Source organism: Novosphingobium anseongense, assembly GCF_037482895.1.
Lineage (GTDB): Bacteria > Pseudomonadota > Alphaproteobacteria > Sphingomonadales > Sphingomonadaceae > Novosphingobium > Novosphingobium anseongense.
The window spans coordinates 264,479-288,793 of the sequence record NZ_JBBHJZ010000003.1; the positions used below are offsets into that span (position 1 = coordinate 264,479).

Here is a 24,315-nt window from a genome sequence, read left to right on the forward strand (position 1 = left end):
TCAACTGATTGTCCCGGCCATGGCGCGGATGCGCGAATGACCGTGCGAAGCCCCCGATCCGGTGCGATCGGTTACCGCGAATGTTCGGAATTTTTACGGTTCTTTAGGTTGTTAACCATAATCCGCAGAGCTGCATTTTCCCTTCGTCGCGGGCTTCGCTTGCTGACGTGGAGCCGCCGATGAGCATCGCGAACTGGAATCCCGCCAAATTGACGCTGGTCGTCGATCTCGATGACACGCTCATCCAGACGGATTCGCTGTTCGAGACCTTCTGGTCGGCCTGCACGGCAAAATGGTACACGCCCTTCGTCGCCGCCTTTGTGCTTCATAAAGGGCCGCTCGCCCTCAAGCAGCGGCTGGGGGCTATCGCCAGCCTCGATGCGGCGCGGCTGCCCTACAACGCCGAAGTGCTCGACCTCGTCCGCGACTGGCGCGCGCGCGGCGGGCGCGTCGCGCTCGTCACGGCCTCGCTCCAGGCCACGGCCGATGCCATCGCCGCTCACTTGGACCTGTTCGACGAGGCGCACGGATCGGGCGGCGGGATCAATCTCAAAGGGGCCAACAAGGCGCAGTTCCTGCAGGAGCGGTTCGGCGCCGGGGGCTACAGCTATATCGGCGATGCACCGGCGGACCTGCCCGTCTGGGAGCATTCGGCGGGCGTGGTCACGGTCAACCCCAGCGCGGCTTTCCGCGCCCGCGTCGACGCCTTGGGCAAGGACACCACGCATCTCGAGGCTTTACCTTCGCAAGTGCGCGACTATCTGCGCGTGTTGCGTCCGCATCAGTGGCTCAAGAATGCGCTGATCCTCCTGCCGATGCTCGCCGCGCATCAGTTGACGCCCGCGACGCTCTGGCAATCGCTGCTCGCCGTGATCGCGTTCAGCCTCGTCGCTTCGAGCACCTATGTGCTCAACGATCTGCTCGACCTCGCGGCCGACCGCGCACACCCGCGCAAGTGCCGGCGGCCTTTCGCCTCGGGCGCGGTCAAGGTCAGCCACGGCACCTGGATGGCGCCCGTCCTGGGGCTGGCCGGGGGCGCCGTCGCACTGCTGTCCGGACCCGGACTGTTCGCCATGCTCGCCGGCTACTTCGCGCTGACCACGGCCTATTCGTTCTGGCTCAAGCGGATGGTCGTGATCGACATCTGCATGCTCGCGGTGCTCTACACCATGCGCATCCTGGCGGGCTCGGTGGCCACGGGGCTGCCCGCCTCGGTCTGGCTGCTGGCCTTCTCCACCTTCTTCTTCTTCTCGCTCGCCAGCGTGAAACGCCAGGCCGAGCTCGTCGACGGCATCGCCTCGGGAACGGTGCGTGCGCACGGTCGCGGCTATCATGTCGACGATCTCGCGATCGTCAGCAACATGGCGGTTTCATCGGGCTTCGTCTCGGTGCTGGTGCTTGCGCTCTACGCGAATTCGGAGCCGGTGCGGCAGCTCTACTCGACGCCCGAGGTGCTCTGGGGAATCTGCCTGGTGCTGCTGTTCTGGAACAGCCGCATCGCCATCCTGACCCATCGCGGGCAGATGCACGACGATCCGCTCGTCTTCGCCGCGCGCGACCGGGTCAGCTACGGCTGCGTCGCCGCGGTCGGCCTGCTGGCCCTGGCTGGAACCCTGCTGTGAGCCCACTGACGCTGGCGCTGCGCTATGTGGTTTTCGCCCTGGTCGCGACGGCGAGCAATCTCGCAACCCAGCGCCTGGTCCTCGGGCTCGACGACGACCAGGTCGCCTACTATCCGGCGCTGCTGGCCGGCACGTCCGTGGGGCTCGTCATCAAGTACCTGCTCGACAAGCGCTGGATCTTCGCAGATCCGGCCCGCGGGCTGGTGGCGCACGGGCGCCGCTTCACGCTTTACACGCTGATGGGCGTGGTCACGACGGTGATCTTCTGGGGCACCGAGACGCTGTTCTGGCTTTCCTGGCAGACCCAGACCGCGCGCGAGATCGGGGCGATACTGGGGCTTTCGATCGGCTATTTCGTCAAGTATCACCTCGATCGCCGCCACGTGTTCACCGGCGGCGCAGGGGCAGGGCACGCCACATGATGATCTCGGGCTGGGGGCGCTATCCGCGGCAGGATTGCGTCGTCCATGATCCCCGGTCCGCAGACGATCTGCGCGGGCTGATCGGGCAGAGTCCGTTGATCGCGCGCGGCAACGGGCGCGGCTATGGCGATTGCGCGCAACAGCCGGCGGGCACCGTGTCGACCTTGCGCCTCAACCGCATGCTCGCCTTCGATGCCGATACGGGATTGCTCGTCGTCGAGGCCGGCGTGCTGCTGGCCGAGGTCATCGATGCCTTCCTCCCGCGCGGCTGGTTCCCACCCGTGACCCCGGGGACCAAGTTCGTCACGATCGGCGGCATGGTCGCGGCCGACGTCCACGGCAAGAACCACCACCGCGACGGCGCCTTCGGCCGTTTCGTTGCCTGGTTCGACCTGCTCGACGGCACGGGCGAAGTGCGGCGCTGCAGCCCGACGAGCGATCCCGACCTGTTCGATGCAACGATCGGCGGCATGGGGCTCACCGGCGTGATACTGCGCATCGCCTTTCACCTGCAGCGGGTCGAGAGCGGCTGGATCCGCCAGACCACGCTGCCCGCGCCCGATCTCGACACGGCGATGCGGCTGTTCGAAGACCACGCCGAGGTCCGCTATTCGGTCGCCTGGATCGACTGCCTCGCCGGCGGGCGGAGTCTCGGCCGCTCGGCGATCATGCTCGGCGAGCACGCATCGGTCGCGGACCTGCCCGAACCGCTGCAGGCTGCGCCGTTCGGCACGCCCCGCCGCAAGCTGCGCACGCTGCCTTTCGACGCGCCGGCGAGTCTGCTCAACGGCCTGACCGTCAAGGCGTTCAACGCCGCCTACTATCGCCGCCAGGTGATGAAGCGCGGGCTCCAGCTCGTCGACTGGGACAGCTATTTCTATCCGCTCGACGCGGTCGGCCAGTGGAACCGGATCTACGGCCGGCGCGGCCTGCTGCAGTTCCAGTGCGCCTTGCCGCTCGCCTCCGCCCGGGCCGGGCTGATCGAACTGCTCGAGGCGATCGCGAAAAGCGGGCAGGGCTCGTTCCTGGCCGTGCTCAAGCGGCTCGGCGGGCTGCCGGGGGGAGCCTTCTCGTTTCCACTCGACGGCTACACGCTGGCGCTCGACTTCCCCGTCTCCGCCAAGACGCTCGCGCTGATGGAGCGGCTCGACGCGATCGTGCTCGCGCACGGCGGGCGGTTCTATCTGGCCAAGGACAGCCGGATGAGCGCCGCCACCTTGCGCGCGAGCGACGCCCGCGTTCCCCAATTCCTCGCCTTGCGCCAGGCCGAGGGCGCCGGCGCCTTCGCCTCGAGCCAATCGGAAAGACTGGAGCTATGACCGCAGACCCCGTGCTCATCATCGGCGGCAAGTCCGACATCGGCCTCGCCCTCGCACACCGCTTCGCCGCAGCCGGTCACCCGATCCAGCTCGCCGCGCGCGACGTTGGGGCGCTGGCCACCGACAAGGCCGACATCGAGCTGCGACACGGCGTCGCGGTAACCCTGCACGAGATCGACGTGCTTGCGACCGAAAGCTTCGCGCCGTTCCTCGACGGCCTTCCCGCTCTGCCGGGCACGGCGATCTGCGTGGTCGGCCTGCTCGGCGACCAGGCGCGCTCGGAGAGCGATCCCGCAGCCGCGACGCTGACCTTCCGCAGCAATTTCGAGGGACCGGCGCTGCTGACCGGCCTGATCGCCAACCGCTTCGAACAGCGCGGCAGCGGCACCCTGGTCGGCATCAGTTCGGTCGCCGGCGAACGCGGCCGTGCGAGCAACTACGTCTACGGCTCGGCCAAGGCCGGCTACACGGCGTTCTTGTCGGGCCTGCGCAATCGCCTGGCCAAGAAGGGCGTCCACGTACTGAGCGTCCTGCCGGGCTTCGTCGACACGCGCATGACCGCGGGCATGGACCTGCCGGCCAAGCTCACTGCCCAGCCGACCGAAGTTGCCAGCGCGGTGTTCAAGGCGGTCGGCGCGCGGCGCAACGTGCTCTACGTCAAGCCGATCTGGTGGGTCATCATGACGATCATCCGCGCCATTCCTGAGCGGATCTTCAAGGGCATGAGCATTTGATCCAGCCGTCGCCGCCCGGACTGGCGACGAGCAAGCCCGTGCTGATCGCCATTCTGGCGGTCGCGGCGGTACTCGCGCTGGTCTCTGCGGTGCTGTTCCAGGCGCCCGGCCTGCTCGGGCGCGACAAGGTGTTGACCGACTTCGACGCCTTTTACATCGCTGGGACCATGGCTGCGCACGGCGAGGCGAACGAAACTTACCAGGCGGCCGAGATGCTGGCCGCGCAGCAGGCGATTACTAACGATCAGCTGCTGTTTCCGTGGACATATCCGCCGCCTTACATGCTCTTCGTCGCCGGGCTGGCGCAACTGCCGATCGGCTTGGCCTATATGCTGTTCGTGACGGGCAGCCTGCTGTTCTACCTTGCGGTCCTGCGGCGGATCGCCGGCGATCATCTGCCCGGCACCCTGATTGCGGCGCTGCCCGCGGTCCTGCTCACGGTCCGCACCGGTCAGAACGGATTCCTGACCGCCGGGCTCATCGGTGCTTTCCTGCTGGCCTTTCCGGCAGGGCGCGCGGGCGCGGGGCTGCCGCTGGGGCTGATGTGCATCAAGCCGCACCTCGCCGCGGGGATCGCTTTGCTCGCGCTGATCGGGCGGCGCTGGAGCGCCATGGCCGCTGCGGCGGGTGTGGTCATTGCCGCGGGAGCGGCCGCTACCCTCGCTTTCAGCCCTGGCGTGTGGGGGGCCTTCCTTAGCGGTGTGCGCGAGGCCGGGGATTTCCTCGCTGCCGGATACTACCAGCTGTTCCGCATGAGTTCGGTCTATGCCTGCGTCCGCAGCCTGGGGGCTCCGGCCTCGCTCGCGATCGTCCTGCACGGCCTCGGCGCGCTGATCGCGATCGGCCTGTTCCTGCGGCTCTGGCACGGCGGCGGCGAGCCGCGGGTCGTGGCGGCGGCGGCCTGCGCGATGTCGCTTTTCGTCAGCCCCTACAACTACGACTACGACCTCACGATCCTCGGCCTGGCGATCGCCTTCGTACTTCCTGCAGTCATCGCCCGCGCTCGCTCGAGCGAACTGACCGGGCTGTTGCTGCTCTCGTGGTTCACCACCGGCTACGGTTTCGCGGTCGCCTCGCTCGGCGAGAGCCGGCCCGGGAGCCTTCAGCCGGCCGAATGGCCATCGCTGACGGCACCCGCGCTGGTGCTCCTCGTCGGCGCTGCCGCCGCGATCCTGAAACGACCCGCTACGACCTAGACCTCGCGGCCCATCAGCGGATCGCTGACGCCGTGGCGGCCGCGTTCGAGCCTGCCGGCGGCCCGGATTTCCACCGTCGCGAGCGTGACGGTGAAGTCGTACCAGTCCTGGCTCTTGTCGGTCGGCCAGGCCGCCTCGGCCTTGCCTTCCGCGGGCAGCGCGGTCTGGAAGCTCTCGACATGGCCATAGGCGTCCTTGCCCAAGGTCGCGCGGCTTTCGGCCTTTGCCGGATTGCGCAGTGCGACCGTCAGCGCGGCGCGGCTGGTGTGCGGACGGATCGTCACGGCGGGCAATGGCGCGCCGTCTTCCAGCTTGCCATGCATGTGCCGCACGAAGCCGTTGGGGCCGAGCACCCAGAGATCGAACTCGCCGCCCGCGCCGAGGTCCCAGCTGTCGTCGATGCGCTTGCGCGCCTCGACCGTGTAGCGGCGCGGGATGCGGTCGAGCTGCTTGCGATCGTAGACCTGGAAGACCGCACCGACGCTGCCGTCGTTGACGAAGGTCAGTCGCACGCGGCGATCTGCCGCCTCTGCCGCGAGATCGACCGCGAGCTTGTAGGGCAGCGCGCGCGAGCGGCGCAGGCCGGGTTCCTGGAACAGGTCCTGCGGTCGGCGCGGCGGCAGCAGCTTGTCGCGCTTCTGGTGGACTGCCACGGTCTTGGGCGAATTGCTGACGTCGGGCAAGTCGGGGAACTGGGCATCGGCGGGGGCGGCGAAGTCGAAGCACGAGGTCAGGTCACTGCAGACCGCGCGGTGCCAAGGGCTGATCGCCGGCACCGTCACGCCGAAGCGCTTTTCGAGGAACTGGCCGACCGAGGTATGGTCGGCGACCTCGCTGTTGACCCAGCCGCCCTTCGACCACGGCGAGACGACGTAGAGCGGCACGCGCGGGCCGAGGCCCCAGGGGCGCGTGGTGCCGCTGATATTGTCGTCGCGCGAGGTGTAGGCGTCCTTGTGATCGTCGAAATAGTGGCCCTTGAGATCGAAGGTCGCTTTGCCCGCCAGCGAGCCGTCGGCGTTGTACGAAGGCGGCGCGGGGGGCGGCAGGTGGTCGAACAGGCCGTCGTTCTCGTCGAAGGTCTGGAGAAACACGGTGCCGGCCCAGACCTCGGGATTGGCGGTCAGCGCATCGAGGACCTTGGCGGTGAACTCCGCGCCTTCGAGCGGCGACGAGGTCGACGGATGCTCGGACCAGGGCATCGGCGGCAGGACCCAGGAGACCTGCGGCAGGGTGCCGTTCTTGACGTCTTCGGCCAGGCGTTCAAGCGAGAAGTGGCTCATGCCGCGCTTGTAGAGCCCGCTGTCGGGCTTGGCCTCGCGGAAGCCCTTGAAGGCCAGGCCGCCGTGCATCGCGCCGGTCCAGTTGTCGTTGGGGTCTTGGTAGATCTTCCAGTCGACCCCCGCAGCTTCGAGCACTTCGGGGATCGTCGCCCATTCGAGGTCGTTGCCGGCATAGGTATAGCCAGGCTCGGGCAGCGCGCCCTTGATCCAGCAGCGCAGGTTGTTGGGTTCGGACTTGTCGTCGCGGCAATTCACACCTTGGGCGCGCATCGCCGGATCGAAATTGCCGCCAGACCAGAAGACGATGCGGTTGGGATCGGTGCCCGTGGTGATCGAGCAGTGATAGGCGTCGCAGATCGTGAAGCTCTCGGCCAGGGCGAACTGGAAAGGCACGTCTTCGCGCTTGTAGTAACCCATCGAGTAGTCGGTCTTGTACTTGGGCCAGAGCCCGAACTTGCCCTGGTTCCAGGCGGCCTGGGCGTCGGCGAAGCTGTGCGGCGTGCCGGGCACCTTGAGCGCGTTGGTCTTCGCGGTGTCTAGGTGGAACGGCGGCAGTTCGCGCGCGCCGTTGCTCTGCCACCAGACGTCCTTGCCCGAGGCGAGCGGGATCGGGTGGCGATCGCCGAAGCCGCGCACGCCGCGCATCGTGCCGAAGTAGTGATCGAACGAGCGGTTCTCCTGCATAAGGATCACGATGTGGCGCACGTCCTTGATCGTGCCGGTCCGGCGGTTGGCGGGGATCGCCAGGGCGCGGCCGATCGCGGCGGGCAGGGCGCCGGCAACGGCAGCGGTCTTGAGGAAGTCTCGGCGGGTGTTGGACATCGGTGGTCTCCCGTTGGTCTGATCTGTCAGGTCTTTTTCCGCCGCAGGCGCGCGGCGATGTGGTCGAGCAGCAGCACCACGATCAGGATCCCGACGAGGATCGTGCCGACGTGGGCATATTCGTACATGTCGATCCGGCCCTTGAGCTCCTGGCCGATCCCGCCCGCGCCGACGAGGCCGACGACGGTGGCCATGCGGACGTTGCGATCGAGGATGTAGAAGGTCGAGGAGACGAAGGGCGCGCGGACTTGCGGCCAGAGCGCGAAGCGGAAGGTGGCGAGCCGGCCGGCGCCGCTGGCCTGCAGCGCGCGCACGGGCGCCTGGTTCGCATCCTCGATCGCGTCGGCGTAGAACCGGCCGAGGAAGCCCGCGGCGTGCAGCCCGAGCGCGAGGATGCCCGCGGGCGGGCCGAAGCCGAAAGCGGTGACGAGGACCAGTGCGCTCAGAAGCTCCGGGACCGCACGCAGTCCCGCAGAAGCGGCGCGCGCGGCCTGGCGGACTGTGGGACTGCGCACCAGCGACGCCGAACCGGCGAGCCCCAGCGGCAGGCCGAGCAGGACCGCGATCAGCGTGCCCCAGATCGCGATCTCGATTGTCTCCAGCAGCTTGCTCGCCACCTGCGTGACATAGCCGAAAGGCTGGACCAGCCAGACCTTGCGATGCCGGACTGTGGCCGGTGCGAGCCGATCGCGATCGAGTTCGCGCGTGGTCTCGTCGGTCGTCTGCAGATAGGCGAAAAGCGGCAGATGCGCGGGATCGAAGCCGGGGATCTCTGCCACGTCCTGGCGGTCCGAGATCTGCAACGGCCACATCTGCGCGGCCATGCCGGCGAGCGCGCGGCTCGCGCCGGCCTGAGTGAACAGCCGCGGCACGTCGACCCGCACCGCGCTGACCGCGAGCAGGACGAGCACCACGGCGAGCACGGCGATCCGCCGCAGGCTCCAGCTGCGCGGGAAGGCGGTCGCCGTGCTCATGTCGTTTCCACCCGGTGCGAGCGGCGATAGAGTTCGGGGCTTCCGTCGAAGGCGATCCGACCCTCGTCGATCACGACGATGCGATCGGCGAAAGCGCAGGCGAGTTCGGGCTGGTGCAGCGCGCAGACAACCGTCGCACCGAGCCGCGTGCGGTGTGCGGCCAGCACGCTCAGCACCTGGCGCGCGGTATCGGGATCGACACTGGCCACGGGCTCGTCGGCCAGGACCAGCGCGGGTTCGAGCATCAGCGCACGCGCGACGCCGACGCGCTGCTGCTGCCCGCCCGAGAGCCGTGCGACGGGCGCGGCCAGAAAGGCGGGATCGAGCCCGAGTTCCAGATGGAGCGCGACCGCGCGCTCGCGCGTCCAGGCCGGATAGAGCCCGATCAGCGCGCGCCACAGCGGCATGGCTGCGGCGGCACCGGCAACGATATTCTCGGCCACGCTCGCCTCGCCGACCAGCGCGCCGTCCTGATGGACCTGGCCGATCCGCCGGCGCAGCGCACGGGGCATGGCCGGCGACAGCGCCATGCCGTCGATCCGCGCCGCGCCGCCGGTTGGCGCCACCATGCCGCCGAGCAGGCGCAGCAGGCTGCTCTTGCCCGCGCCCGAGCGTCCGAGCACCGCGCAGAACTGGCCCGACGGGATCGTCAGTGTGAGGTCGTCGAGCGGCCTGGTTTTATCGGCGTAGGCCAGCGAGACCCGGTCGAGTTCGATCTGCATCACCCGGCGCTCACCGCTGTGCCGCGCGTTCGAGCAGCGCGGCCTTGAGCGCCGGCGTCACGCGCGCGATGCGCCGCGCCATGCTGTCGAACGGGGCATCGGAAAAGTCGGTGGCATAGCCCTCGATCGCGCCGCCGCCGTAGCCGGTGATGCGCCCTTGGGAGATCGCCGCGTCCCGCGCGAGCCGCGCGAAACCTTTGCGCAGCGCTTCGCGTTTGGCCGCGGGCAGGCGCGTGGAGACAATGAAGGGCGGATAGGGCATCGCCTCGCTGCGCGCGAGCACGCGCAGGCGTTCGGCACCGGGCACGCCGGCGCGCAAGGCGCGATCGTAGGAATCGAGCGAGAGCGCGGCGGCATCGACCTGGCCCTGGAGCAACGCGTTGAGGCTGTTGGGATGGCTGCCGGTCAGTCGCACCGCCGAAAGGTCGCGCGCGGGATCGAGCCCGGTCTCCATCAGCATCGCCACGGGCATGAGGAACGACGAGGTCGAATTGATGTCGCCGAAGGCCACACGCTTGCCGCGCAGGTCCGTGAGGCTTTGCGCTGCGGCGTCGTCGCGCACGAAGAATGCGGCGTAGTAGCGCGGCTGGCCGTTCTTGATGCCGACCGCGAGCAATTGCGCACAGCCACGGTCGCGCGCCTGCAGATAGGTCGCGGGCCCGACGAAGGCCAGGTCGGCCACGCCGTTGCAGATGCCTTCGACGGCAGCACCGTAGGATTGCGTGACGGTCAACTCGAACCTCATGCCGGTGGAGCGGGACAGGGTGGCGAACAGCGGGCGATAATCGGCGAGCGTTCCGGACGCGGTTCCGCCATCTGCCGGGATCAGCACGACCCGGATCGGCGTCTCCGCTTCCGCGGTCCCGGCCCCTCCGCAGGCTCCCGTTGCCAGGGCGAGCAGAAACAGGGCCGCGATCCCGAGAAACGCGAGCACCACTCCCTGATGTTTTCGGCTTCCCGTCATATCGAGTCCGCGGGCGCCTACGCGGCGGCTGTGACATGACTGTGAAGCCGAAGAAGCACCCGACCCGCCCGATCCGGGCAGGCCGGGTCAGGGGTGGTCAGAACGAGGTGTTGTACGAGACGTAGAAGGCGCGCGGCTTGCCCTCGAAGGGATAGCCGTAGAAGTATTGCGGGCTGTTCAGCGCGATCTCGCCGCGGATGAACCGCGAGTCATAGCGCCGGTTGCCGAAGCCGTAACGCTCGGCATAGACCTTGTCGAAAACGTTGGCGACGCGCAGCTGGAACTTGTGCTGGCGGTCCTCGCCCAGCCACAGGCCGATCGAAGCGTTCATCACGAAGTAGTTGCCGAAGTTGTAGCGCAGCGAGTTGTTGAGGCCGCCGGTCGAATATTCGGGCCCCTGATAGCGCGGGAACAGCGTGACGTGGAAGGTCTTGTCGGGGCTGTGCCACGCCACGTTGCCGCCGATCATATATTCCGGCGTCTCGTTGATCTGAAGGCTGCTGCCGGCAAGTCGGGCCTGCTGCTTGGTGAAGTTCACGTTGGCCGACAGCGTTTCGCCGATCCGCAGATTGACGTCTGCGGCAAGGCCGCGGATCTGGGTCACCGCGGTGTTGTTGAAATAGGTGTTGGGCGTCAGGCCCGAAGTCGCCTGGATGCGGTTGGTGATATCGGTCTTGAACCAGCCGAACTCAGCGTCGAAATAGAGCCCGCCGAAGTCCTTGGCGAAGCCGGCGGCAAAGTTGAACGTCTTGGTCTGCTCGGTCTTCAGGTCGGGGTTGCCGATGATCGTCGGTTCCTGGCGAAACAGCTCGTTGGTCCGCGGCAGGCTGTACGAGGTACCGCCGTTGCCGCGCAGGTAGAAATCGCCGATCGGCTGGCGGAAGCCGAATTTCCAGATCGTCTTGCTGCCGAAACTCTCCGAGAAGTCGGTGCGGATCGCCAGCGACAGCTTGGTGTCGGGGCTGAACGGGATAACCGGCCGGAAATCGGCGTAAAGGCCGGTCACCGTCTGGCTTTCGCTGCCGATCCGAAAGACCGGGTCGGAATCGTCCTTGTAGGAAACGACCTGAACGCCGGCGACGACTTCGAGCGCGTTGGGCAGGTTGATCGTGTTGCGGAAGTTGAGGCCCATCTCGCGGAAGCCGCCGACCTTGGAGGCCTCGCCGAAACCCTTGTTGGGGAATGGCACCGAGCGGCCGGTCGAGAAGCCGAACTGCACGGTGCGCGCGGCGTTGGTCGGATCGACGCAGCCCGTGCGGATCATGCAGATTTCGGGGAAGGTTTCGGTGTTGTTGAGTTTCGGGTTCGACCAGTAGCCGGCCAGTTCGGTGAACAGCTTGTCCGACCAGCGACGTTCGAAGGTGAAATCGACGATCGGATAGCGCACGCGGTTGGGCGAGAAGGTCTCGGTGTCGGGGAACGGATCCTGGAACTCGATCTGGGTGTACTGGGCATTGACGCGGAACTGGGTCTTCTCGTCGGGCTGGAACAGGTACTTCACGCCCACGTTGCCGCGGTTGAGCGGATACTTCTGGATGCCGCCCGATGCCGCGACGTTGTCGATGATGTCCTGCGGACGAAAAATGCGCGGGCCATCGGTCTGGATCGAACTGCCATAGACCATGAAGCTGTGGCGCTTGTCGGCATCGATCGCGAAGCGGGCGTTGCCCCAGATCTCGCGCGTGTTGAATTCGCCGTATTGCGCGCCGAGCTCGACGCGATCGGTGCCGTCGGGGCGCTTGGTGACCAGGCTGATCACGCCGATGCCGCCGTTAGAGCCGAAGAACAGGCTGTTGCCGCCGCGATAGACCTCGGCGCGTTCGATCATGTGCGGATCGATCGTCGTCGTGCCCCAGATGTCCTCGAGCGCGGGGCCGCGATCGTAGAGCGGCACGCCGTCGAGCACGACGAGCGTGTCGCGGTCACCGCCGCCGTCGAGGCGGATCGTGTATTCGCCTTCATCGGGCGAATAGCCGACGTTGGCGCCCTTGATCAGGAACTGGGCGATCTCGGCGAAGTTGGTCGCGCCGGTGGCCTCGATCGCTGCGCGGTCGACGATCTGGACGTTGTTGCCGAAGGTGATCGCCTCGGCCGCCTGTTGCGTGGCCTTCTCGCGCAGGCCGGTCACGACGATGCTCTCGCGACCCTGGTCGTCGGCCGCGGCATCTGCAGCGGCATCGGCCTCATCGGCGGTCGCATGGGCCACGGCCGGCAGCAGGCTGGTGGAAAGCAACAGCGCAAGCGCCGTCAAACGCAGGTTTGGCGTCTTCATGGTCTCTAGTCCCCGTTTCCGTTGTTTCAGCGGCGGCCGCCCGATCCGAGGGTGCTCGTTCGCCGCTGTCGGAGTGCGACCTAGGCAGCGATTGTGACGGATGAATGAAATTCACTCATTTTTGAGTTTCATATTTCTAACCTTGTCGTACCGCTGTTTTCACTATCCTGACACAAAGCTATGCTGCATGGCCTCGTTGAGGGCGCGGGTGCTGCACGGGAAAGGTCTTCGGAAACAGTGTCGATTGATAGCCAGATCGTGCCGCTCGAACCGGCCACGGGCCACCGCCCGGTGGAGAACGCGCTCGCGAGAATCCGCACTTCCTTGCCGCAAATGTCGAAGATCGCGACGCGAGTCGCCGAGTATGTCCTGGCCCATCCGCGGGACGTGGTCGGCATGTCGATCACCGAGCTGGCCGATGCCGTCGATGCCAGCGAAGGCAGCGTGATCAATTTCTGTCGGGGAATCGGGCTCAGCGGATTTCAGCAGCTGAAATTGAGCTTGGCTCAGGAAATCGTCCAGCCGGTTCAGTTCATTCACGAAGACCTCGATCGCGACGACGCCACCGGTACGGTCTGCCGCAAGGTGTTCCACTCGGGCATCCAGGCGCTCAGCGACACGCTGTCGGTGCTCGATCCGGCGGCGCTGGCCCAGGCGGTCGAGACGATTCGCGCGGCCAGGCGCGTCGAGATCTACGGCATCGGCTCGTCGGCGCCGATCGCCGAGGACACGCATTACCGCATGCTGCGCATCGGTCTCGATGCGCGCGTGGTCATCGACAGTCACGTCCAGGCGATCTCGGCCTCGCGCTGCACTTCCGACGTCGCCGTGCTGACGATCTCGCATTCGGGCGCTACCAACGAGACCGTCGCTTCGACACGGCTCGCGCGCGAAGCCGGCGCGAAGACGATCGTCATCACCAATTTCGGACGCTCGCCGATCCAGGCCTATGCCGATACGGTCCTGTTCACGATGGCGCGCGAAACCCGCTTTCGCACCGAGGCCATGGCCAGCCGCATCGCGCAACTCTGCGTGATCGACGCGCTGATCGCGGCGCTCGCCCTGGCCGACTACGACCGCTCGACCGATGCGCTGCGACAGACCTTCGACGTGCTGTCGATCAAGCGGTTCTGAGGCCTAGAACACCGCCGCCGCGCCGATGCGCGCGCAGGCGTCCTTGAGTTCCTGCGCCACGGCGATGACGCGCTCGCCGGCGATGGGCCCGGAGAACCCCATCAGCGAGAGGACGAAGGCCACGCGCTCCTGCCTGTCGAAGACGGGCGAGGACATCGAGGTCATCCAGTAGGAGCCTTGCGGGTCGAGCGAGGTCTCGATCTCGAGCGGCCGCTGCGTCGGATCGCGGACGTAGAGCCAGTCGATGCCACCATCCAGACGGGTATCGGGGAAGCGGTGGACCACGAACTGGAAGCGGTTCTCGCGCGCGAAAGCCATGCCCTCGCGTGTGCGCTCCTGCTCTTCGAGGCTCGGCCGCGGGTCGAGCGATTCGAACCAGGCGCTGACCTGGCGTTCGGTCGACCAAGGCGAGGAATACCGAACCGAAGGGTGGGCGCAGCGGCCAGCGCGTCTCGCGATTGGCCAGCCGGTTGGTGTGCGAGCTCGAGATCGCGCGCTCACGCAGCACGACGTCGCCGCCATCGCGGAAGATCGCCGCGCAGACCGCGTCGTGGCGATGCGCCAGGACCTTCATCTCGGGCAGCGCGAGGTCGAGCGCGGTCGTGCCGAGGCTCGCCGCCCGGGCCAGCGCCGCTGCAGCCGGTCCCAGGACGTAAAGCTTGTCGCGCGTGCGGTAGAGATAGCCGGCCTCGACCAGTTCGTTGACCAGAGCGTGGCAGGTCGCGCGGTTCATCTTCAGCGCGGTGATCAGATCGGTCAGCGAAAAGGCACGGCCGGCATTGCTGGCGAGAAGATCGAGCAGGGCGACAACACGCTGGGTGCCTAGTGACGGTCTGGTCATAAGTTTGCATATACAAATTACCGTTTGCAATTGCGAACAAATTCCGCCGGTCCTATTCTCCGTCCATAATCACGAGGAGTTGGAGATGCTGGGCTCTTTGCCGATCGAGGCTGACCTGATGTTCGAGTCGCCGCCGCCGGCGCCGTTCGACTGGGTGCGCGAGGGTACCTCGTACTGGCTGTTCGAGGAGAACGGCGCGTTCGGTATCCCACGCAATGGCGTCGAGGCGGAGCCGCACAATTGGGACAGCCGTCGCTTCCAGGCCAATTTCGCCTTTCCCGACGGCCGCGTGCTTCAGCGTTCGGGCAGCGGCACGGCCGTGCCGACGCTCGATGCGGAGGGGCGTCCGGCGATCATGGGCGCCGGTCCGCTGACCTATCGCTGCATCGAGCCGTTCAAGCGCTGGCTCGTCCAGTTCGACGGCATGGTCGCCGATACCCACGTGTCGCATCAGATCGCTCAGACCGTCGATCCAGAGAAGCTCATCCCGCTCAAGTACGAGTTCGAACTCGACATGGTCGTGCCGCCGAACGAGCAGGACATCTCGCCCGAAAAGTTCTTCACCTGGGGCAAGGGCAAGCAGCGCGACGCCGCCTCGGTCGGGCTCGGCTGGCGCTTCGAGCAGATGTTGCGCGGCGAAGGCGTGGTCGAGGTCGACGGCACGAAATTCACCGCGAGGGTCAACGGCAGCCGCATCAAGCGGCGCAGCGTGCGCACCGACGGTCTGTTCCTGCGCGGTCATGCCTGGCAAGCGGTGGTCTTTCCAGACGGGCGCGCCGCCGGCTACGAGGCGCGGCCCGTGCACGATGACGGCAACGAGCCGTGGAACGAGGGCTTCGTCTACCAAGACGGCAAGATGTATCCGGCCAAGGCCACGAAAGTGCCCTGGCTCACGCATTTGCGCGAGAGCGGCGACGACGTCTCGTTCGAACTCGAATCCGAACTCGGCACGACGCGCATCGAAGGCGTGACCGAACTGACCACCTTCCAGGTCGCGCGCGGCCATCTCTGGGGTTTGGCGCTCAGCCAGAGCGGCGCGCGCTACACCTGGGACGGCGTGGTCGCGCGAGGCATGGTCGAGCGCTCCTCGACTTCGGTGGTTGGGCGCGATGGCTGACGCGCGAAAGCATATGAAGCACGGCGTTTCATCCGAGCAGATCGTTGCGCGGGCCATCGAAGTCGCGGGCTCGGACGACTTCGGCGCGGATGGCTGGCAGGAGGGGCTGGCGCGTTCGCTGGCAGGTTTCGCGCGCGTGCCGATGACACAAGAGGCACTGGCCACCCAGCATGGCAAGCTGGTCCACGATCTCGTCATGCGGCTGAAGATCGAGCAGTGGTATCAGGATCATCCCGAGACCGCCGACGAGCAGCTCGACGGTCAGGTCTTCGTCGTCGGCCTCCCGCGCACGGGCACCACGGCCATGGTCGGCATGATGGCGCTCGACGAGCGCTTTCGCTTTCTGCGCGCCTGGGAGGGCGCGAGCCCGATCCCGCCGCCCGTGGCGGGCGAGGAAGACACGGACCCGCGCGTCGTCGCAGCGCGAGGCGCGGTCGACTACACGATGGCGCACATGCATATCCGCGACGTCGACGGACCCGAGGAGGATCTCGCGATCCTCGCGGGCTTCGACATGAAGTCCTATCACGGCGTCTTGCCGATGCCCGACGACTACGTCGCCTGGTGGCTCCATGCCGATTTCACCTCGTTCTACGCCTTGCACGAACGCCTGCTCAAGCTGCTGCAGTCGCGACGCAAGCCCGGCCTCTGGCTGCTCAAGTCGCCGCCGCATCTGTTCCGGCTGAAGGAGATCGCGGCGCGCTATCCCAAGGCCAGGTTCGTCATGACGCACCGCGATCCGCGCAAGGTGATCGCTTCGGTCGCGAGCCTGCATTCGGCGCTGCACGAGGAGCGCTGCCTGCCCGGCACGATCGATCGCAAGGCGGTAGGCCCGCGCCATCTGGCGATCTGGGCCGAGGGCATGCGTCGTGCCCTGGCCGCACGCGCCGAGATCGGCGAGCACCGCTTCGTCGACGTGCGCAACGACGAGGTGGTCCAGCGCCCGATCGAGACCTTCGAGCGAATCTACGACCATCTCGGCATGGATCTGAACCCCGCGCTGCGCGCGCGGCTCGACGACTACAACAGCCGCAACGCGCCGGGCAATTTCGGCGCGCACCGCTATACGGCCGAGGAGTACGGCCTGACCGACGCGTCGATCCGCGCCGAGTTCAAGGACTACGTCGAGCGTTTCGCGCTCTGATCCGCGGCCATCCTCCCGACGAAGGGCGAGATGATCAGCCGGTCGATGAAATCGGCCATTTCCTCGGCCGAATAGGCCTCGCCCTGGTCGAGCCACCAGGCGAGCGCGTCGATCGCCGATCCCGCGGCGCAGACCGTGCCGAGATCGACCGGCACCGACGTTGGTCCGCCGTCGCCGTGCCGGCTCCACTCGCGCGCCTGGCGCACGAATTCGGCGCGCACGCGGTAGCCGGCGCCGCCGGTGAGCAGCGTGTGCCAGAGCGCGCGGCGTTCGAATACGTAGGAGCAGAGCGAGCGCAGGCCGGCGGCGCTGTCGGTCCGCTCGAAGGCGGGCACGGTCATGGCGAGCAGTTCGCGGATGAGCTCGCCCGCCACCTCGTCGAGCACCTCGACCGGCTGCGCATAGTGGCGGAAGAAGGTGGCGTAACCGACCCCGGCGCGGACGGTCAGTTCGAGGATCTGGATCTCGTCGAACGGCTTCTCCGCGAGCAGGTCGAGCATGGCCGCGCAGAGCGCTTCGCGCGTCTTGCGCTTGCGGGTGTCGCCCGAAAGACGAATTGCGCTAGTCATTTATCAATGATCCATGATATATCATGGATCATAAGCTAACACGGTATGGTCGCGTGAACAAACGCCGACCGACCACAAACAGAGGAATGCCGAATGACCGCAGTGGCGCAGGGATGCCCGGTTCACCAAGGGCGCGACGATCGCAAATCGGCGAAGATCGCCGAGGCCAATCTCGCGCCGCAGCACGGTGCGCGTCCGGTCGGGACCTTTGGCCTGTCGCGCGACCTCCTGCGTTCGCCCAAGGTGCGCCAGGCGGGTCCCGCAGGTTCGCCGACCGACGATGCCGAGATCAAGAACCCCGGCGAGGTCTCGTTCTTCTTCCTCGACGGTGAGGAGCACCGCAAGCGCCGCGCCGCGGTCGCCGGTCTTTTCGCGCCCAAGACGATCGTCACGCGCCACCAGGCGGTGATGACCAGCACGATGGACGACATCGTCGCCAAGCTATGCGCCACGGGCTCGGCCCCGCTCGACGAACTGTCCTGGCACATGGCCGTGGTCGTCGCCGCCGACATCATCGGCCTGACCGACAGCGACAGCACCGAGAATCTCGCCAACCGCGTCAAGGCCGTGCTCGATTCGTCGCTGAGCAAGAGCCGTGGTCCGCTCGGCAAGGTGGTCTTCATGATCCAGATGCTGACGCGCGTCGGCCGCTTCTGGAAGAAGGACATGGTCCCCGCGATCGCCGCGCGACGCGTGGAGCCCAAGGACGACGTGATCTCCTACATGGTGAAGGAGAACTATTCGAAGAAGGGCATGATCATGGAGGCGCTCAGCTATGGCGGCGCCGGGATGATGACCACGCGCGAATTCATCGTCATGTGCGCCTGGCACCTGTTCGAGAAACCCGATCTGCGCGAGCGCTTCCTCACCGGCGAGGAAGCGGATCAGTTCGCCATTCTCGAGGAGATCCTGCGGCTCGAGCCGGTCGCTTCGCTTATCCACCGCCGCGCGGCCGAGGACATCGAGACAAAGGACGGAGCCTCGGTGAAGAAGGGCGAGGTCGTCGCCGTGTCGATCCGCGATGCCAACACCGACGAGGCGATCACCGGCCCGTGCCCGTTCGAGCTCGATCCCGATCGGGCCAAGCGGATGAAGGTCGTCGGCCCCTACATGAGCTTCAGCGACGGCCCGCACCGCTGCCCCGGCGCGCAGGTGGCGTTGCACGAGACGCGAATCTTCCTCGATACGTTGTTCCGCCTGCCGGGTATCCGCATGGAGCGCGAGCCGGAAATCCTGTGGAGCCCGCAGATCCAGGGCTACGAACTGCGCGGCTGCGTCGTCGCCTGCGATCCTGCCTGACGCCAGCCATGGTCGCGATAACATTCATCGCCGCGGACGGCGCGGAGCGGACGATCGACGCGTCCGAAGATCTCTCGCTGATGGAAAACGCCGTCGGCAACGGGATCGAGGCGATCGAGGCCGTGTGCAGCGGCAATGCCTATTGCGGCACATGCCGGGTCTACGTCGATGCGGCCTGGCAGGGCAGGCTGGGCGAAGCAGGTGACATCGAACTGCCGATGATCGAAGCCTCGGGCGATGAGACGCCCGGCGTGCGGCTGTCGTGCCAGATCGTGGTGACGCCCGATCTCGATGGCCTGGTGGTCCGCACCCCGGCAAGCCAGGGCTGAGACGACCGACCGGCGCGAGTTTCCTTGACTTTAACCCGGCCAGTGCCTAGCTCGCCTGTCTTCCGCAGATTCTTGCCAGTGGAGTGCCCATGGCGCGCGTTACCGTCGAAGATTGCGTCGACAAGATTCCCAACCGTTTCGATCTCGTCCTGCTTGCCGCACAGCGTGCGCGTGAGATCTCGGGCGGCGCCGAACTGACCATCGATCGCGACCGCGACAAGAACCCGGTCGTCGCCCTGCGTGAGATCGCGGACGAGACCGTGCGTCCGACGCATCTGCATGAGACGCTGATCGGTTCGCTCCAGCGCGTCCTGCCCGACGACGACGATGAGGTCGATGAGATCGGCTCGCTCAGCCAGTCGGCCGAAGCGCTGCGTATCACCGCTGCGGCACCGGTGCGCAACACCTCGATCGGCGGCGACTACGACGGCTGAGCCGACTGTCCTTCCTGATACGAAAAAGGGCTCCGGAGCGATCCGGAGCCCTTTTTTGATTCGGCCTTCAGGTTCGGGAGGCTCAGACGCCCTGCGGCGAGGCGTCGCCCGAATAGCGCTTGCCCGACTTCGGCACGGCCGAACCGCGCACGGGCGCAGTCTTGTTCGGGCCACGCGGCGTCTCGGGTCGGTCGATCCTGCCGTTGTCGAGCAGTTCCTTGATCTCGTCACCCGTCAGGGTCTCAAACTCGAGCAGCGCGTTGGCGAGGAGGTGCAGCTTGTCCTCGTTGGTCTTGAGGATGTCGGTGGCGCGGGCATGCGCGCCGTCGACCAGGCCGCGGATCTCGGTGTCGATCAGCTTGTTGGTCTCGTCCGAGGCGAACAGGCGGGCCGAGCCGCCCATGCCGAGGTAGCCTTCCTGCTGCTCTTCGTACTGGAGCGGGCCAAGCTTGTCCGACATGCCCCACTTGGTGACCATGTTGCGCGCGAGGCCCGTGGCGTACTGGATGTCCGACGAGGCGCCCGAGGACACCTTGTCGTAGCCGAAGATGATTTCTTCGGCGACGCGTCCGCCCATCGAGACCGAAAGGTTCGCGTGCATCTTGTCGCGGTGGTACGAATAGGAATCGCGCTCGGGCAGGCGCATGACCATGCCGAGGGCGCGGCCGCGCGGGATGATCGTCGCCTTGTGGATGGGATCCGAGGCGTCTTCGTTGACCGAAACGATCGCGTGGCCCGCCTCGTGATAGGCGGTCATCTTCTTCTCTTCCTCGGTCATGACCATGGAGCGGCGCTCGGCGCCCATCATGACCTTGTCCTTGGCGTCCTCGAACTCCTGCATGGCGACGAGGCGCTTGTTGCGGCGAGCGGCGAGCAGCGCGGCCTCGTTGACCAGGTTGGCGAGGTCGGCGCCCGAGAAGCCCGGCGTGCCGCGCGCGATGACGCGCGGATTGACGTCGGGCGCGAGCGGCACCTTCTTCATGTGGACCGAAAGAATCTTCTCGCGACCCTCGATATCGGGGATCGGCACGACGACCTGGCGGTCGAAGCGGCCCGGACGCAGCAGTGCGGGATCGAGCACGTCGGGACGGTTGGTCGCGGCGATGATGATGATGCCTTCGTTGGCCTCGAAGCCGTCCATCTCCACCAGCAGCTGGTTCAAGGTCTGCTCGCGCTCGTCGTTCGAATTGCCGAGGCCGTGGCCGCGATGGCGGCCAACCGCGTCGATTTCGTCGATGAAGACGATGCAGGGCGCGTTCTTCTTGGCCTGGTCGAACATGTCGCGCACGCGGCTGGCGCCGACGCCGACGAACATCTCGACGAAGTCCGAGCCCGAGATCGTGAAGAACGGCACCCCGGCCTCACCCGCGATCGCGCGGGCGAGCAGAGTCTTGCCGGTACCAGGCGAGCCAACCAGCAGCGCGCCCTTGGGGATCTGCCCGCCGAGCTTGGAGAAGCGCTGCGGATCGCGCAGGAATTCGACGATCTCCTCGAGCTCCTCGCGCGCTTCGTCGATGCCGGCGACGTCGTTGAAGGTCACGCGGCCCTGGCGCTCGGTCAGCATCTTGGCCTTCGACTTGCCGAAGCCCATCGCGCCCGATCCGCCGCCCTTCTGGACCTGGCGCAGCGCAAAGAACGCGACGCCCAGGATCAACATGAAGGGCAAGGCCTGGACGAGGATGTAGAGCAGCAGGTTCGGCTCTTCGGGCGCCTTGCCCGCATACTTCACGCCGTTGTCCTGCAGCAGGGTCGGCAGGGTCGTGTCGTTGGGGATGGGGATCGTGCTGAAGCTGTCGCCGTTCTTGTACTTGCCGACGATGCGGTCCTCGCCGATCTGGACTTCGGAGACCGTGCCTTCCGCGACCTTGGTGCGGAAATCCGAATAGCGGACCGCCGTACCGACGTCGGTACGAGCCCCGAACATCGAGACAACCATGAGGAGGGCAAGGAAGATACCGCCCCAGACGAGGAGGCTCTTGATCCAGGGGTTACCGGTGGGCTGGTCGTCGTTCATGATGCGCGTGGAATCCTTTTCGTGTCCCAATGTAGGCCACAAGGACTGAATGGCAAGTTAGCGCGGGGCGATCAGTGTCATCGTCCGGGCGAATGATCGGGGCGAAGCGAGACAGCGTCTGTGCCCGGCGCTATTCTGGCGGAAACACGAAGGGAGAGCGCCTGATGCCGGTAACGACCGAGGACTATGTCGCCATCGCCGATCACCTCGCGCGCTATTGCTGGCACGTCGACGAGGGGAACGAAGAAGGCTGGATCGCGCTCTGGGCTGAGGACGCGGTCTTCGCGGGTGTCACGCCCGAACCCGTGCAAGGCCGTGAGGCGTTGCGCCAGATCGTGCGGATGGGACAGGCCAGCGGTCCGGGCAAGACGCGCCACGTCGCCGCGAACCTCATGTGCGACTACCAGGGTGGTCGCGATAGGGTGCACGCCAGCTATTACAACTACGTCACCAACTGGGCCGACGGTGCAAAGATGACGGTCATGGCCATGTCGAAAGCGCAACTGGTGCGCAGCGGCGAGGGCTGGCTGATCCAGCGACAGGATTCGGCGATGCTGGTAGCCTGAGGGGACTCGCGGATGTCCATCAAGAGGATCGTCATGGTCAAGCGCAAGCAAGGCCTCACGCCCGATCAGTTCCGCGAGGGCTACGAGAACAGCCATTCGCGCATCGCGGTCGAACTGTTCGGCCACCTATGGCTCGAATATCGGCGCAACTACCTCACGAGCGGCTACAGCTTCGAGCCGGGAAGCGGTGACGGAACGGGCGGGCCCGAGGAGATCGGTTTCGATGCCGTCTCCGAATTCGTCCTGCGCGATGCGGCGGCGCTTGAAGAAATGGGCCGGATCGCCCTGGCTAACCATGACCGGATCAAGGAGGACGAGGCCCGCTGGTTCGAGCAGACGCGCTGTTGGCTGGTGGGGTGTGAGACCGTTGTGGAAGACCTGCACCCCACCGCTTAGGCCTTGATCAGCTCGTAATCCCCGGCATCGTCGACGCGGGCCTTCCAGCCCGGGTAGACGACGATCGTGGTGAAGGTTTCCTCGATGATCGCCGGGCTGGCGACCTCGGTGCCCGGGGCAAGGTCCGAGCCGAGGTAGATCGGCGTCTCGGCAAAGCCCTGGCCGAGATTGGCGCGGCGGGTCTTGGCGGGCCTGGGGGTGGCGCCCGAAGGGGTGAAGCCACCTTTGGCCTGCGGCGAGGGCGTCGCGATCTGCGCGACCAGACGCACGCCCGAAATCTCGGGCACCTCGTGCTCGCGGATGTGGTTGTATTCGGCCATGTGGCGCTGGTTGAACAGCTCGATCGCCTGCGCGCCGAAGCCCTCGTCGATGAACGACAGGTCGTGAAGCTTGCCCTCGGCCTTGTAGTCGAAGGTCAGCGAGAAGTTCTGCCCCGGATAGCGCATGTTGAGCTGGTACTGGATCGTCAGGTCGGCCGGATCGAAGCCGGCGCCGCGGAAATAGTGATCGGCGCGCTTGGCGACGTCGGTCCACAGCGTGCGGACCTTGTCGAGATCGAGCTCGGTGGCCTTGGCGATGTAGGAGCGTTCCTCGTCGATCGTCGGATTGGCGACGAGCGTGCCGAGCGCCGAGAAGGTCGGCGAGGCCTTGGGAACGAGTACCTTGTTGATGCCCAGGTCCTCGGCCTGGATGGCGGCGAAGGCCGGACCGTTGCCGCCATAGGCGAGCATGACGAGGTCCTTGGGATCGATGCCCTTGCCCGCCGTGGTGCGGCGCACGCCCTGGCTCATGTTGGCATTGACCACGCGCCAGGCGTCGAAGGCCGCGTCCTCGGCGCCATAGCCCATCTCGGCGCCGAGCTGGGAGAAGGCTTCTTCCACGCCGTCGCGCTTGAGACGGAACGAGCCGCCGGCGAAGCCTTCGTCGGTCGAGAGGATGCCGAGCATGACCAGAGCGTCGGTCACGGTCGGGCTCGTGCCGCCGCGGCCGTAGCAGATCGGGCCGGGTTCGGAGCCGGCCGACTTCGGGCCGACCTGGAGCGCGCCGTTGTTGACGTTGACGATGGAGCCGCCACCCGCGCCGAGCGTCTCCACCTTCACCATCGGCACGCCGATCAGGTAGCGGTGGTGCATGTTCCAGCCGGCCTCGGCTGGGGCCTGTCCCCCGACCACGACCGACATGTCGTAGGATGTGCCGCCCATGTCGACGCAGAGCAGGTTCTCGTGGCCTTTGGCCAGGCCCGCGTGGGCAGAGCCGATGACGCCGCCCGCAGGACCAGAAGCCAGCACGCGGATCGGCGCGCCGTCGATGTATTCCTTGGTCATCACGCCGCCCGAAGCCTGCATGACCATCAGCTGGTTCTTGTAGCCGCCCTCGGCGAGGCGCGTGACCAGCCGCTCGAGATAGGCGGTGACGCGCGGGCCGCAGTAGGCGTTGACGATCGTCGTCGAGGTGCGATCGTACTCGGGCGCGCGCGGCAGGACCTCGTGGCTCGCCGAGATGTAGGCGTTCTGGATCTCCTGGGTGACGATCTCCTTGGCGCGCTTCTCGTGCTCGGGATTGACGAAGGAGAACAGGAACGAGATCGCGACGGCCTCGACACCCTGGAGGCGCAACTTGCGGCACTGTTCGCGCAGCGCGTCCTCGTCGAGCGCCTGGTGGATCGAGCCGTCGTGGAGAATGCGCTCGGGCACGGTAAGGCGGCGGCGACGCGGGGTGATCTGCTTGGGCGGCGCCAGACGCACGTCCCAGATGTCTTCCTTGAAGCCCCGGCGGTATTCGATCTCGTCGCGGAAGCCCTCGGTGGTGATCAGGCCGGTCAGCGCGCCGTTCATCTCGATCAGCGTGTTGTCAGCGACGGTCGTGCCGTGGACGATCGCCTCGCATTGGCCGAGGAAATCGCGCAGCGACAGGCCTTCCTTCTCGGCCAGCTTGCCGAGGCCTTCGAGAACGCCGACCGACCGGTCTTCGGGCGTCGACAGGTTCTTGTGGAGGATGACTTCCGTGCCCTTCAGGAGCGCGAAGTCGGTGAAGGTGCCGCCGATGTCGATGCCAACGCGATAGCTCATTGTAATCCCTTACCCCTGATCCTCCCCGGAACGGGGAGGGGGACCGCGCTGCGCAGCAGCGTGGTGGAGGGGGCTT

Annotated in this window: 22 protein-coding genes and 1 pseudogene; 13 read left to right on the top strand and 10 right to left on the bottom strand. The window is 66.6% G+C overall.

The annotated features are described in order from the left end of the window. Window positions 1-179 precede the first annotated feature (179 nt). Genes WG901_RS15250 through WG901_RS15270 form a run of 5 tightly spaced genes read left to right on the top strand, consistent with a single transcriptional unit; the run spans window position 180 to window position 5,293 of the window. Window positions 180-1,622, top strand: coding sequence for a UbiA family prenyltransferase (locus WG901_RS15250; protein WP_339587951.1), 1,443 nt, complete (start codon window positions 180-182; stop codon window positions 1,620-1,622). Further along, a complete protein-coding gene (locus WG901_RS15255; protein WP_339587952.1) occupies window positions 1,619-2,044 on the top strand; it encodes a GtrA family protein in 426 nt (141 codons plus the stop codon). The genes WG901_RS15250 and WG901_RS15255 overlap by 4 nt, the downstream gene beginning before the upstream one ends. Beyond that, on the top strand, window positions 2,041-3,363 hold the full coding sequence (locus tag WG901_RS15260; RefSeq protein ID WP_339587953.1) for an FAD-binding oxidoreductase: 1,323 nt from the start codon (window positions 2,041-2,043) through the stop codon (window positions 3,361-3,363). Before WG901_RS15255 ends, WG901_RS15260 begins: the two co-directional genes overlap by 4 nt. Continuing rightward, window positions 3,360-4,097 carry an SDR family oxidoreductase gene (locus tag WG901_RS15265; RefSeq protein ID WP_339587954.1) on the top strand — a complete coding sequence of 246 codons (738 nt, stop codon included), beginning with the start codon at window positions 3,360-3,362 and terminating at the stop codon, window positions 4,095-4,097. The genes WG901_RS15260 and WG901_RS15265 overlap by 4 nt, the downstream gene beginning before the upstream one ends. Further along, window positions 4,094-5,293 (top strand): glycosyltransferase family 87 protein, encoded by a 1,200-nt coding sequence (locus WG901_RS15270; RefSeq protein ID WP_339587955.1) that lies wholly within the window; start codon window positions 4,094-4,096, stop codon window positions 5,291-5,293. The genes WG901_RS15265 and WG901_RS15270 overlap by 4 nt, the downstream gene beginning before the upstream one ends. Here WG901_RS15270 and WG901_RS15275 read toward each other — a convergent pair. The 5 genes from WG901_RS15275 to WG901_RS15295 form a co-directional block, all read right to left on the bottom strand. Then, on the bottom strand, window positions 5,290-7,395 hold the full coding sequence (locus tag WG901_RS15275; protein WP_339587956.1) for a phosphocholine-specific phospholipase C: 2,106 nt from the start codon (window positions 7,393-7,395) through the stop codon (window positions 5,290-5,292). The genes WG901_RS15270 and WG901_RS15275 overlap by 4 nt on opposite strands. Before the next feature lie 26 nt (window positions 7,396-7,421). Then, window positions 7,422-8,369 carry a phosphonate ABC transporter, permease protein PhnE gene (gene phnE, locus WG901_RS15280; protein WP_339587957.1) on the bottom strand — a complete coding sequence of 316 codons (948 nt, stop codon included), beginning with the start codon at window positions 8,367-8,369 and terminating at the stop codon, window positions 7,422-7,424. Further along, window positions 8,366-9,091, bottom strand: a complete 726-nt coding sequence (locus WG901_RS15285; protein WP_339587958.1) for a phosphonate ABC transporter ATP-binding protein — start codon at window positions 9,089-9,091, stop codon at window positions 8,366-8,368. Before WG901_RS15285 ends, phnE begins: the two co-directional genes overlap by 4 nt. 10 nt (window positions 9,092-9,101) lie before the next feature. Next, complete coding sequence (locus WG901_RS15290) at window positions 9,102-10,025, bottom strand: phosphate/phosphite/phosphonate ABC transporter substrate-binding protein (protein ID WP_339587959.1); 924 nt, start codon at window positions 10,023-10,025, stop codon at window positions 9,102-9,104. A 127-nt stretch (window positions 10,026-10,152) separates the two neighbouring features. Further along, a complete protein-coding gene (locus tag WG901_RS15295; protein ID WP_339587960.1) occupies window positions 10,153-12,327 on the bottom strand; it encodes a TonB-dependent receptor plug domain-containing protein in 2,175 nt (724 codons plus the stop codon). A 291-nt stretch (window positions 12,328-12,618) separates the two neighbouring features. Between WG901_RS15295 and WG901_RS15300 the strand changes: the two genes are divergently transcribed. Continuing rightward, entirely contained in the window at window positions 12,619-13,461 is an 843-nt protein-coding gene (locus WG901_RS15300) for a MurR/RpiR family transcriptional regulator (RefSeq protein ID WP_339588422.1), read from the top strand. Between the two features lie 3 nt (window positions 13,462-13,464). On the opposite strand, the gene WG901_RS15305 is transcribed toward WG901_RS15300, so the two are convergent. Both WG901_RS15305 and WG901_RS23790 read right to left on the bottom strand, forming a co-directional pair. After that, window positions 13,465-13,779 carry a hypothetical protein gene (locus WG901_RS15305; RefSeq protein WP_339587961.1) on the bottom strand — a complete coding sequence of 105 codons (315 nt, stop codon included), beginning with the start codon at window positions 13,777-13,779 and terminating at the stop codon, window positions 13,465-13,467. Between the two features lie 403 nt (window positions 13,780-14,182). After that, window positions 14,183-14,302, bottom strand: a pseudogene (locus tag WG901_RS23790) (hypothetical protein); the annotation flags it as partial. Window positions 14,303-14,387: 85 nt separating this feature from the next. Here WG901_RS23790 and WG901_RS15315 point away from each other — a divergent pair. Both WG901_RS15315 and WG901_RS15320 read left to right on the top strand, forming a co-directional pair. Next, the gene (locus tag WG901_RS15315) at window positions 14,388-15,419 is read left to right on the top strand and encodes a hypothetical protein (RefSeq protein WP_339587963.1); all 1,032 of its coding nucleotides are present in this window, start codon (window positions 14,388-14,390) and stop codon (window positions 15,417-15,419) included. A gap of 13 nt (window positions 15,420-15,432) precedes the next feature. Then, complete coding sequence (locus tag WG901_RS15320) at window positions 15,433-16,563, top strand: sulfotransferase family protein (protein ID WP_339587964.1); 1,131 nt, start codon at window positions 15,433-15,435, stop codon at window positions 16,561-16,563. Here the strand turns inward: WG901_RS15320 and WG901_RS15325 are convergent. Then, window positions 16,539-17,132 (bottom strand): TetR/AcrR family transcriptional regulator, encoded by a 594-nt coding sequence (locus tag WG901_RS15325; protein ID WP_339587965.1) that lies wholly within the window; start codon window positions 17,130-17,132, stop codon window positions 16,539-16,541. The two genes, WG901_RS15320 and WG901_RS15325, sit on opposite strands and share 25 nt — an antisense overlap. 93 nt (window positions 17,133-17,225) lie before the next feature. Here WG901_RS15325 and WG901_RS15330 point away from each other — a divergent pair, with 93 nt between their 5' ends. From WG901_RS15330 to rpoZ, 3 genes are all read left to right on the top strand, one after another. Further along, window positions 17,226-18,431: a cytochrome P450 gene (locus tag WG901_RS15330; RefSeq protein ID WP_339587966.1), complete on the top strand. Its 1,206-nt coding sequence runs from the start codon at window positions 17,226-17,228 to the stop codon at window positions 18,429-18,431. 8 nt (window positions 18,432-18,439) lie between these two features. Then, the gene (locus tag WG901_RS15335; RefSeq protein ID WP_339587967.1) at window positions 18,440-18,760 is read left to right on the top strand and encodes a 2Fe-2S iron-sulfur cluster-binding protein; all 321 of its coding nucleotides are present in this window, start codon (window positions 18,440-18,442) and stop codon (window positions 18,758-18,760) included. Window positions 18,761-18,849: 89 nt separating this feature from the next. Next, on the top strand, window positions 18,850-19,194 hold the full coding sequence (gene rpoZ, locus WG901_RS15340) for a DNA-directed RNA polymerase subunit omega (RefSeq protein WP_339587968.1): 345 nt from the start codon (window positions 18,850-18,852) through the stop codon (window positions 19,192-19,194). Window positions 19,195-19,276: 82 nt separating this feature from the next. Here rpoZ and ftsH read toward each other — a convergent pair whose 3' ends face one another. After that, entirely contained in the window at window positions 19,277-21,208 is a 1,932-nt protein-coding gene (ftsH, locus tag WG901_RS15345; protein WP_339587969.1) for an ATP-dependent zinc metalloprotease FtsH, read from the bottom strand. 164 nt (window positions 21,209-21,372) lie between these two features. On the opposite strand from ftsH, the gene WG901_RS15350 reads away from it, so the two are divergent. Together WG901_RS15350 and WG901_RS15355 are read left to right on the top strand one after the other, a co-directional pair. After that, window positions 21,373-21,774: a nuclear transport factor 2 family protein gene (locus tag WG901_RS15350; protein ID WP_339587970.1), complete on the top strand. Its 402-nt coding sequence runs from the start codon at window positions 21,373-21,375 to the stop codon at window positions 21,772-21,774. 12 nt (window positions 21,775-21,786) lie between these two features. Continuing rightward, complete coding sequence (locus tag WG901_RS15355; RefSeq protein WP_339587971.1) at window positions 21,787-22,170, top strand: EthD domain-containing protein; 384 nt, start codon at window positions 21,787-21,789, stop codon at window positions 22,168-22,170. On the opposite strand, the gene WG901_RS15360 is transcribed toward WG901_RS15355, so the two are convergent. Beyond that, entirely contained in the window at window positions 22,167-24,239 is a 2,073-nt protein-coding gene (locus tag WG901_RS15360) for a hydantoinase/oxoprolinase family protein (RefSeq protein ID WP_339587972.1), read from the bottom strand. The two genes, WG901_RS15355 and WG901_RS15360, sit on opposite strands and share 4 nt — an antisense overlap. Window positions 24,240-24,315 lie beyond the last annotated feature (76 nt).